Annotated in this window: 9 protein-coding genes and 1 pseudogene; 3 read left to right on the forward strand and 7 right to left on the reverse strand. The window is 73.3% G+C overall.

Annotation, left to right across the window (positions count from 1 at the left end):
• Positions 1–205 precede the first annotated feature (205 nt).
• Together AB0B85_RS33370 and AB0B85_RS33375 are read left to right on the forward strand one after the other, a co-directional pair.
• Positions 206–1,426, forward strand: a pseudogene (locus tag AB0B85_RS33370) (hypothetical protein); the annotation flags it as partial.
• 35 nt (positions 1,427–1,461) lie between these two features.
• Positions 1,462–2,328, forward strand: a complete 867-nt coding sequence (locus tag AB0B85_RS33375; RefSeq protein WP_357413730.1) for a 3-methyladenine DNA glycosylase — start codon at positions 1,462–1,464, stop codon at positions 2,326–2,328.
• Between the two features lie 12 nt (positions 2,329–2,340).
• On the opposite strand, the gene arfB is transcribed toward AB0B85_RS33375, so the two are convergent.
• The 7 genes from arfB to AB0B85_RS33410 form a co-directional block, all read right to left on the reverse strand.
• Positions 2,341–2,766 carry an alternative ribosome rescue aminoacyl-tRNA hydrolase ArfB gene (gene arfB / locus AB0B85_RS33380; protein WP_357413732.1) on the reverse strand — a complete coding sequence of 142 codons (426 nt, stop codon included), beginning with the start codon at positions 2,764–2,766 and terminating at the stop codon, positions 2,341–2,343.
• 34 nt (positions 2,767–2,800) lie between these two features.
• The gene (locus AB0B85_RS33385) at positions 2,801–3,100 is read right to left on the reverse strand and encodes a hypothetical protein (protein ID WP_357413734.1); all 300 of its coding nucleotides are present in this window, start codon (positions 3,098–3,100) and stop codon (positions 2,801–2,803) included.
• Between the two features lie 95 nt (positions 3,101–3,195).
• On the reverse strand, positions 3,196–4,080 hold the full coding sequence (locus AB0B85_RS33390; protein ID WP_357413736.1) for a trypsin-like peptidase domain-containing protein: 885 nt from the start codon (positions 4,078–4,080) through the stop codon (positions 3,196–3,198).
• 38 nt (positions 4,081–4,118) lie between these two features.
• The gene (locus tag AB0B85_RS33395; RefSeq protein WP_357413738.1) at positions 4,119–5,078 is read right to left on the reverse strand and encodes a VWA domain-containing protein; all 960 of its coding nucleotides are present in this window, start codon (positions 5,076–5,078) and stop codon (positions 4,119–4,121) included.
• Positions 5,075–6,076: a DUF58 domain-containing protein gene (locus AB0B85_RS33400; RefSeq protein ID WP_357413739.1), complete on the reverse strand. Its 1,002-nt coding sequence runs from the start codon at positions 6,074–6,076 to the stop codon at positions 5,075–5,077. Before AB0B85_RS33400 ends, AB0B85_RS33395 begins: the two co-directional genes overlap by 4 nt.
• Positions 6,073–7,122 (reverse strand): MoxR family ATPase, encoded by a 1,050-nt coding sequence (locus AB0B85_RS33405; protein WP_357413741.1) that lies wholly within the window; start codon positions 7,120–7,122, stop codon positions 6,073–6,075. The genes AB0B85_RS33400 and AB0B85_RS33405 overlap by 4 nt, the downstream gene beginning before the upstream one ends.
• A 368-nt stretch (positions 7,123–7,490) precedes the next feature.
• Entirely contained in the window at positions 7,491–8,000 is a 510-nt protein-coding gene (locus AB0B85_RS33410; RefSeq protein ID WP_357413743.1) for a hypothetical protein, read from the reverse strand.
• Positions 8,001–8,337: 337 nt separating this feature from the next.
• Between AB0B85_RS33410 and AB0B85_RS33415 the strand changes: the two genes are divergently transcribed.
• Positions 8,338–9,336, forward strand: a complete 999-nt coding sequence (locus tag AB0B85_RS33415) for an endonuclease/exonuclease/phosphatase family protein (protein ID WP_357413746.1) — start codon at positions 8,338–8,340, stop codon at positions 9,334–9,336.
• Positions 9,337–9,477: the final 141 nt, after the last annotated feature.

Here is a 9,477-nt window from a genome sequence, read left to right on the forward strand (position 1 = left end):
GGGAGGCGCGGCCCGACCGGGCCCCACACCACCGCCGGGCAGTGCGGCCCGACCGGACACCACACCACGACCGGGCGGCGCGGCTCGACCGGGCCCCACACCACCGCCGGGCGGCGCGGCTCGACCGGGCGGCGGGCCGACCGGGGTGCCGACGGCCGCGCCACCGGAGCGCACGCATCCGACGGTCGCGGTGGTCGCGCGGATGTCCGCCGAGCCCACCCCGCCGTCAGCGCCACCGGCGGTGGCCCCGCCGTCCCGGGCACCGGCTTCGGCGCCCCCGCAGCAGGTCACGGTGGCGGTCGCGTCGGAGAGCAGCCCGGCACCGAGGTACCGGATCCAGGTGCGCAACGTGGGCAACGCCCCGGTGGACACCACAGTGCGGCAGGAGTTGCCGGCGGGGTCGGCACCGACCGCGATCAGCGCCGGTGGCCGGTCCACCCCGGCCGGCGGGTCCACCACCGAGGTGACCTGGCGGTTGAGACTGCCGGCGCACAGCAGCACCACGCTCGGCACCGCGCTGGCCGCGACCGCACCCGGCCAGCCACTGACCGCGCCGGCCTGCGCGTTCACGAGTGACGGCACCCGGCCGTACGACTGCGCCACGGCCACCTGGCAGGCGGCGGCGGCGCCGGCGGCGGAGGTCACCGCGGCACCCCCCTGGCGTCGGTACCCGGTGCTGCTCGCCGGACTGGCGGTGCTGCTGCTGGTCAGCGCCGCCCTGGTGTGGGTGTGGCGACGTCGGCGCGCGGGCCGGGTCACGGCTGCCGCACTGGCCGGCCGGGGCGGACCCGGCGGCGGGAGCGGAGCCGACGGCGGTCGCGGAACGATCTATCCGCGACCGGCCGCCCCGAGCGCGACGCGGCGTCGGCGTACCCCGCCGGTCTGGTTGTTGGTGGGTGCGGCCGTGGCGGTACTGGCCGGCGTCGTCGGCACCGCGGGCTGGACGGCGACCCGGCAGGTCTCGGCGATCGACACGCAGAAGCAGCCCACCAGCGGCGCGTGGGTGGGTAGCGGGGTCACCGGGCCGGTGGGGGTGCCACTTCGCGATTCGGCGTTCGAGTTCACCGTCTACCGGATGTCGTGCGGAGCGCCCGGCACCGCCGGGAAGACCGACGGCGGGGGTGTCCCGCCAGCCAGTGGCCGACGCTGCCAGGCCACCGTGGGCGTGCGCAACATCACCGGCGACCACCAACCCTGGCACGGCCAACTGCAACGGGCCTACCTGCCCGGCGGGCGCTGGGTGAGCACCGACGAGCCGGCCACCCGGGCGGCGAACCTGGGTCGGGACATCTTCGCCGACCCGATGGCCGCGGGCAGTCGGATGGTGCTGCCGCTTGTCTTCACCGTCGACGGACGGGACCCGCCGGAGCAGTTGGAGCTGCGCAGCGGGGTGTTCTCCGCCGGGGTGCGGGTGCACATGCCCTGACCGGGTGCGCGGGCGGCGGTCGTACCCTGGGGTGCGTGACCGCCGCCCTCGCCCCCGCCGTGCTCGACGTGGCGCAGTGGCAGGCGCGCCGGCGGGCCCACGAGGAGCGGGTGGACGTCTGGCTGACCCCGCACCTGGCCCGGCGGCGGCGCGGTGAACGGCACCCGGTGGCCGACTTCCTGTTCACCTACTACTCGCACCGCCCGGCCCAGCTGCGTCGCTGGCACCCGGGCGCCGGGGTCGAGCTGCGCGGCGCCGATCCGGGCGAATTCGGCCGGGACTACCGCGCCACCACCGCCGGGGTCACCCTCGACACCGATGCGGTACGCGCCCGACGCGGCGAGTCGATCGCCTGGATCCGCTCCCTGCTGGCCGCCACCGCCGGGCGGGCGCCGCACCTCGGCTGCTTCGGGATGCACGAGTGGGCGATGGTCTACCGGCAGACCCGGGAGGAGCTGCGGCACAACTCCTGGCCGCTGCGGCTGACCCCGGAGCGGACCGCCGCCGTCGTCGAGGAGCGGGGCGTGCGGTGCAGCCATTTCGACGCGTTCCGGTTCTTCACAGCGCCGGCCCGACCGTTGAACGTGCTCACCCCGACCCGGGAGACGCAGCACGCGCACGAGCAGCCGGGCTGCCTGCACGCCAACATGGATCTGTACAAGTGGGCCTACAAGTTGTCCCCGCTGATCGGGTCGGAGCTGGTGGCCGACACGTTCGAACTGGCCCGGGAGATCCGCACGCTTGACATGCGGGCCAGCCCGTACGACCTGGCGGCACTCGGCTATCCGCCGGTGCGGGTGGAGACCCCGGACGGTCGGGCGGAGTACGCGGCGGCGCAGCGGGGGTTCGCCGACCGGGCCGCCGTGCTGCGCGACCGGCTGCTCGCCGCGGTGCCGGCCTGACTCGACCGCCGCCTACTCGCCGTCGGCGCGGCGGTCCCGTTTGCGCTGGGACTGGCGCTTCTTCTCGGCCAGCCGGCGCTCCTTGGCTCCGCGCGACGGGCGGGTCGCCCGGCGCGGCGGCGGTGGAGGTGCGGCGGCCTCCCGCAGCAGCGCGGTCATCCGTTCCCGGGCCGCCTCCCGATTGGCCAGCTGGGCCCGGTGCTCACTCGCGGCGATCGTCAGCACCCCGTCGACCAGGCGGTTGGCCAGCCGGGCCAGGGCCCGTGACCGCAGCCAGTCGGGTACGGCCGGCGAGTTGGCCAGGTCGTAGCTCAGCTCCACCCGGGAGTCGGCGGTGTTCACGCCCTGCCCACCCGGCCCGGAGGAGCGGGAGAAGCGCTCCCGCAACTCCCCGGCGGGAACGATCCACCGATCGGTCACCCGCAGTCCGTCGTCCACGCCCCGAGGCTAACCCGCGACGACCCACCGGTGGTCATCGGTGCGAAGTCTCCCGCTGCGTCGGGGAGTGGCCGGGCGCCGGCCGCCCGGCGGTTTCCTCGTCGGAGCCGACCGCCGCGTACGCCACCGCGCCGAAGAGCAGCAACGCGATCACCGCGGCTTTCACTGCGACTCCACGGATCAGTGACCAGGCACCTCGACGGGCGCCCGGCACCGACTTCCGGACCGTCTGGTAGTCGTTCCACCCGCGTCGTGCCCGGGCGTACGCCGACCCCACTGCACATCCGATGACCAGGCCCACCAGCAGGAGGACCGCGAGAAGAGGACGCTCCACCTCCGCCAGTATCCATACCGACAGTAATATTTCCATGGTCCGATGCCGTCCGGCCGGATATCCGACACTGGCCGCACCTCGGCTGTCCGCGCAGGTCAGCCACCCTTGCCGATGATCGTGTCGGCGGTCTGCTGCACCTGGTCGATCGGGATGGCGAACCCGATCCCGATCGAGCCGCTCCCGTCGATGGTGGCGATGGCGGTGTTCACGCCGACCACCTCTCCGCGGGCGTTGACGAGTGGCCCACCCGAGTTGCCGGGGTTGATCGACGCGTCGGTCTGCACCGCGCGGTGCCGGTTGTTGCCCAGCCGCACCTCGCGGTCCAACGCGCTGACGATGCCGGCGGTGACAGTGCCGGCGAGACCGAGCGGCGAGCCGACCGCGAGTACGGGTTCACCGACCCGGGTCGCGCCCGGCTTGGCCATCGGCAACGGGGTGAGCCCGGCCGCCGCCGGCACCTTCAGCACGGCCAGGTCGCTGCGGGGTTCCCGGCCCACCACCTCGGCGGCGAACCGTCGGCCGTCGGGCAGTTCCACTGTCACCGGTCCCCCACCGCCCTTGGCCAGGATGTGATCGTTGGTGATCAGGTGCTGCTGGTCGTCGACGGCGAACCCGGAGCCGGTCGCGGGGCCGCCGGTCGCCACCCCGCCGGTCGCGGAACCGGCTGTCGTACCCCCGGCCAGCACCGACACCACCCCGGGTACGGTCCGTTCGGCCGCGGTGACCAACTCGGCCGGGACCGGGGCGGCGGACGCCGCGGCCGCGCCGGGATCCGCGTCCCGGCTGGCTACCACGCCCCCGGCGACGGCGCCCGAGACGGTGGAGAGCGCCACCACGGCCAGCGCGGCGAGCAGCCGTCGGGGCCGACGCCCGCCCGGGTCACGCTCGGGCGGATCCCACCACCCGCGCCCGTCCGGGTCGAGCTGCGGCGAGATGAACCAGGGACCGCGCGGTTCGCCCAGTCCGGTCTGTACAGCCATGCGTACTCCTCACGGTCGACGACTGTGGTGCGCGGCGGTCAGGGCAGGCGGGAGAACCAGCGCATCGAGCCGGCGGCGGCGCCCATCGCGAACACCAGTCCGAGGCCGATGAACCGGGCCGAGACGTCCTGCCGCTCGGTGCGGTAACCGACCGAGCTGCCAATGTCGTCGTAGACGGCGCGCAACTCCTCGGTGGTGCTGGCCTCGTGGAACATCCCGCCGGTCTCCTCGGCGACCTCCTTGAGGGTTTGCCCGTCGACCGGCACCTGGATGGGTCGGCCGCCGCGGTCGACGAACCCGGACGGTGTCCCGAACGAGATGGAGTGCACCGGCACCTCCGCCGTCACCGCCTCGGCCGCCGCCTCCATCGGGTCCATCCCGGAGGTGTTGGCGCCGTCGGAGAGCAGGATGATCCGGGCCGGTGGCGGCTTCTTCGCGGCCGCGCTGTCCAGGCTCTTGACCGCGCCGAGGGACGTGTTGATGGCCTCGCCGATCGCGGTGCCCTGCACGCCGGTGATGCCCTCGGCGAGCCGGCCGATCCCCTCCTCGAGGGCGTCCCGGTCGGTGCCGGGTGGCACCAGCACTGCCGCGCTGCCGGCGAAGGCGACAAGACCCACGTTGAACTCGTCGGGCAGGCCGTCGACGAACCGGCGGGCCGCCTGCTTCGCCGCGGCCAACCGGTCCGGCTCGACGTCGGTGGCGAGCATCGACGTGGACACGTCCACCGCCACCATCACCGTGGCCCGTTCCCGAGGCACCCGGACCTCGGCGCTGGGGCGGGCGAACCCGACGACGAGCAGGGCCAGCATGGCCAGGAAGAGCCCGGCCGGTACGTGCCGACGCCAGGCGGGCCGCTCCGGCGCCACCCGGTCCAGCAGCCGCAGGTTGGTGAAGCGGACCGCGTACCGGCTGCGCCGACGCTGCACCAGCAGGTACGCGCCGACGAGGGCGAGGACGCCGAGCAGCAGCCAGAGTCGCAGCGGAGACTGCCAGGTCACGCGACACCTCCCCGGGCTGGGCCGACCGGCGCGGCGGCCAGTCGACGCTGGGCGTGCACGTGCCGAACGACGTCCGCGCTCCAGTCCGCGTCGGTGCGCAGCGGCAGGTGGGTGGCACCGCTGCGGCGCAACGACGTGTGGATCTGGTCGCGTTGGGCGGCGGCGGCCTCGGCGTAGCGTTCGCGCAACCGGCGGTCCGATGTGCACACCTCGCGGTGCCGACCGGTTTCCGGGTCGACGAGCGTGATCAGCCCGACGTCCGGTAGCTCCAGCTCACGCGGGTCGGTGACCTCGATCGCCAGCACCTGGTGCCGGGCGGCCAGCCGGCGCACCGTGCGTTCCCAGGGCGCCGGCTGGTCGGGGTCGTCGGGCAGGCCGTCGAGGAAGTCGGAGACCACCACCACCAGACCGCGTCGGTTGGCGATCCGGTGCAGCGCGTCGAGCCCGTCGGCCAGGTCCGGTGACCCCCACCCCGGTCGGTCGGCGGGCGGGGTGGGCCGCGGGGCGGTGAGCAGCGTGCGGAGCAGGGCGAGCAGATGGGTACGCCCACTGCGGGCCGGGAAGCGGCGTACCCCGTCGGCCCGCAGCACCTGGGCACCGAGGCGGTTGCCGACGCCCGCGGTCAGGAAGCCGACCGCCGCGACCGCGGCCACCGCCAGCTCCCGCTTGTCCAGCTCGGCGGTGCCGAACTCCATGCTGGCGCTGCCGTCGACCAAAAGCCAGGTGGTCAGTTCCCGGTCGGCGTCGACCTGGCGGACGTGCGGGACGGCGGTACGGGCCGTCACCGCCCAGTCCATCCGGCGGACCTCGTCCTCGCCCGGCCGGTACTCGCGGCTGCCGGCGGGTTCACTTCCCGGTCCGGGCAGCAGGCCGCGGTACTGGCCGTGCAGCAGCCCGTTGAGCCGCCGCGTGACTGTCAGTTCGAGGCGACGTACCCGCTGGTCCGGGGCCAACTCGGCGAGGCCCGGGTCGGCGGGTACGACGTCAGCTCGTCTCATGCCGCCGCCAGGTCCGGTGTCTGCTGCGGGTTACCGGTGGCCAACCGGGGCGGTGGCACCGCTTCGACCAGCCGTCGCACCAGGCTCTCGGCCGACACCCCGTCGGCCACCGCGTCGAAGGAGAGCACCAGCCGGTGGGCGAGGACGTCGACGGCCAGCTCGCGGACGTCCTCGGGCAGCACGTACTCCCGCCCCCGCAGCAGTGCCTGGGCCCGGGCGGCGGCGACCAGGCCCAGGGTGGCCCGCGGGCTGGCGCCGTACGCCAACAGCGGGGCGATCTCCGGCAGCCCGAAGCGGCCCGGGTCACGGGTGGCGAGGATCAGCCGCACCACGTACTCGGCCAACGCGTGATGCACGAAGACCTTCTCGGCGTGGGCCTGGAGGTCCCGCAGTCGTTGCGCGTCGAGCACCGGGCGCGGGCTCGGCCGGTCGGTGCTCATCCGGTAGAGGATGGCGAGTTCGTCGGCGTCGCTCGGGTAGTCGACGACCACCTTCATCAGGAACCGGTCGCGCTGCGCCTCCGGGAGTTGGTAGACCCCCTCGGACTCGATCGGGTTCTGGGTGGCCAGGACCAGGAACGGGGCCGGGACCGGCCAGCTGCGCCCGCCGATGGAGACCTGCCGTTCGGCCATCGCCTCCAGCAGCGCCGACTGCACCTTGGCCGGGGCACGGTTGATTTCGTCGGCCAGCACCAGGTTGGCCATGATCGGACCCAACTCGATGTCGAAGGTCTCCTTGGAGGCCCGGTAGATCCGGGTGCCGACGATGTCGGAGGGGACCAGGTCCGGGGTGAACTGGATCCGGGAGAAGGTGCCGCCGACGACTGTGGCGAGGGTCTGCGCGGCCAGGGTCTTGGCCACTCCGGGTACGCCCTCCAGGAGGCAGTGCCCGTTGGCGATCAGTGCGGTGAGCAGGCGTTGGACGAGCCGATCCTGCCCGACGATCACGCGTTTGACCTCGAAGAGGGTCTGTTCCAGCTCGACGCCTGTCGGCTCGCGATCGACCGAGCTGGGCATGCTGGCCAGGGTGTCCGAGATGTCCGTCACGGTGCTTGCTTCCCGGGGCGGGGGCCCGGCAAACGTGGGATTGTGCGGGCCGGACCGGCCCGGGGTGGCTCGAACGGGGATGAGTCGCACGCAAGCGTGACGATCGACGCGAGCCTGCCGAGGACCGACAACCAGGTCGGCACCCGGCAGGCGGGGCCAGGACCGGCGCGGCGGTGGGCGCGGGCATCACACTGGCCCGGACAGCACGGATGCACGCAACCCGCGTCGGGCACGGGGTCGTGGCGGGCGGACGCGGGTGGACAGCGCCCCGCGTCGCGCACGGGCGATCATGGCCGGGCCGTCGGGCGAGGGCGGGTGGACAGCGCCCGGCCCCCGCGCACGAGCGCGGGGGCCGGGTGTCGATTCGGTCAGGGTGTGTGGGTGAGCAGGGTGAAGCCTCGGTCGGCAGGTGTTCCCGCCGAGTCGCGGGTCTGGATGAAGACCGCGTTGGGCGTGCCCAGCCGCGGGGCGACCGCGATCTCCCCAGCGGGCGGGATGCAGCAGGAGTCGGCTCGGGAGATGGTGGCCAGGAAGGCACCGGCCGAGACGTTGTAGCCGAACTGCACCTCGTACTCGCCGGGGCCGTACTTGAGCACGGTGCCGGTGCCACGCGCCTTGGTGCCGTTGGCGTTGACGACGGTGAACCAGCTGGCCGCCGCCATCGTGGTGACCCCACCCGCCTTCATTGCGGCCTTCGCCGAGCGCGCGGACTCGGCGGTGACCGGCGGCTGACTGTTCGTGCGACGTTCCGCCTGCTTGACGGCCGGCTGCGGCGCCTTCGCCGACGGTTGGGCGACGGCGATCCCCCCGCCAGCCAGAGTGAGCGCCAGGACGGCGAACGTGACAGCTGCCGCCTTGCGTCGGAGAGATGTTTCCATGACAGGTCCCCCTTGTGTGACCGTGCGAATTCGGCCGACCCGCGGGGCGGGACGGATGACTGCCCATAAATAGGCGGACGACGACACTGGGGTGCGGGAAACCTCGCCCACTGGCAACCGGTGAGATTGATTCCTGAAGGATCTACATCCCCCCTGAGCTGGGATTACTACTCAGAGTTGCGTCGTTTAAGCCAGATGGAACGTAGCACCGGAAAAAGCCGAGAGTCAATAGTTGATCTCACTTTATCGACTTGTCAATCAGCCGTCAGATAATTGCGAAACGTGAACGTAAAACCGTTCACGAAACAGTTTCGACATAGGCACTAGGATCACCGTCATGATCGTCGACGGGCCTCCGCCCACGCCCCGGTGGTACCGCCGCTCTCGGCTCGGCCCGGCACTCTGCTGGCTGGCGGTCGCGCCGGGCGCACTCTGGGCGGCAGCCCGGCTGATCGGCCTGGACCGGGGTCCGCTGGTGCAGGCGCTCGCCTTCACGCCGTACATCGCGGGTTTCAGCGTGCTGCCGCTCGCCCTCGCACTCGCCCTGCGGCGCTGGTGGCCGGCGGCTGTCGCGGCCCTGACGGCCGTGGCGTTGCTCGGCGTCGTCGCACCTCGGGCGTTGGCCGCCCCGCAGCCGCCGGCGACCGGGCCGACCGTGCGGCTGCTCACCGCCAACCTGCTCGCCGGCGCCGGCGACGCCCGGACGCTTGTCGAGCTGGTCCGCCGCAACGAGGTGGACCTGCTCACGGTGCAGGAGTTCACGCCGGCGGCGCAGGCCGCCCTGGACCAGGCCGGCCTCGACCGGCTGCTGCCGTACCGGCAGCTCAACGCGGAGATCGGCACGCCCGGCTCCGGGCTCTACTCGCGCTGGCCGCTCACCGACGTCGGCCTGCGGCGCAACCTCAACGGTTGGGGCTTCACCCAGGCGTACGGGACGGTGGCCATCCCCGGCGCACCCCCGATACGGGTCGAGTCGGCCCACCCGTCAGCCCCGTACGCGCTGGACCAGGTCGGCAACTGGCGCGCCGACCTGGGCGCCCAACCCCCGGCCACCCCGGACGGTGGCCTACAGATCCTCGCCGGAGACTTCAACGCCACTCTCGACCACGGTCCGCTCCGCGCCCTGCTGCGCACCGGTTACGTCGACGCCGCCGACGTCACCGGCGAGGGCCTGACCGGCACCTGGGGCCCGTACGACGGGGACCTCATCCCACCGGTCACCATCGACCACGTGCTCGTCGACCGGCGCATCGCGGTCCAGGCAGTGCGGGTGCTCGCCCTACCCGGCAGCGACCACCGCCCAGTCCTAGCCACCCTCACCCTCCCCACCCCCTAACCCACCCCCACCCCGCCCCGCCCCGCCCCGCCCCGCCCCGCCCTCGGGGAGTATGGATCTAACGGTGTTTCCGGCCTGACCTGCCAGGCGTTGTGCCTGGTGAGGAGGGTGCCGTGATGACCGCGACACTGAACGACCAGA

Source organism: Micromonospora sp. NPDC049044 (assembly GCF_040649215.1).
Taxonomy (GTDB): domain Bacteria; phylum Actinomycetota; class Actinomycetes; order Mycobacteriales; family Micromonosporaceae; genus Micromonospora.

Excerpts from the sequence above, each read along its gene's own strand:
- AB0B85_RS33390 (WP_357413736.1), bottom strand. The coding sequence starts at position 4,080 with ATGGCTGTACAGACCGGACTGGGCGAACCGCGCGGTCCCTGGTTCATC.
- AB0B85_RS33400 (WP_357413739.1), bottom strand. The coding sequence starts at position 6,076 with ATGAGACGAGCTGACGTCGTACCCGCCGACCCGGGCCTCGCCGAGTTG.
- AB0B85_RS33410 (WP_357413743.1), bottom strand. The coding sequence starts at position 8,000 with ATGGAAACATCTCTCCGACGCAAGGCGGCAGCTGTCACGTTCGCCGTC.
- AB0B85_RS33415 (WP_357413746.1), top strand. The coding sequence starts at position 8,338 with ATGATCGTCGACGGGCCTCCGCCCACGCCCCGGTGGTACCGCCGCTCT.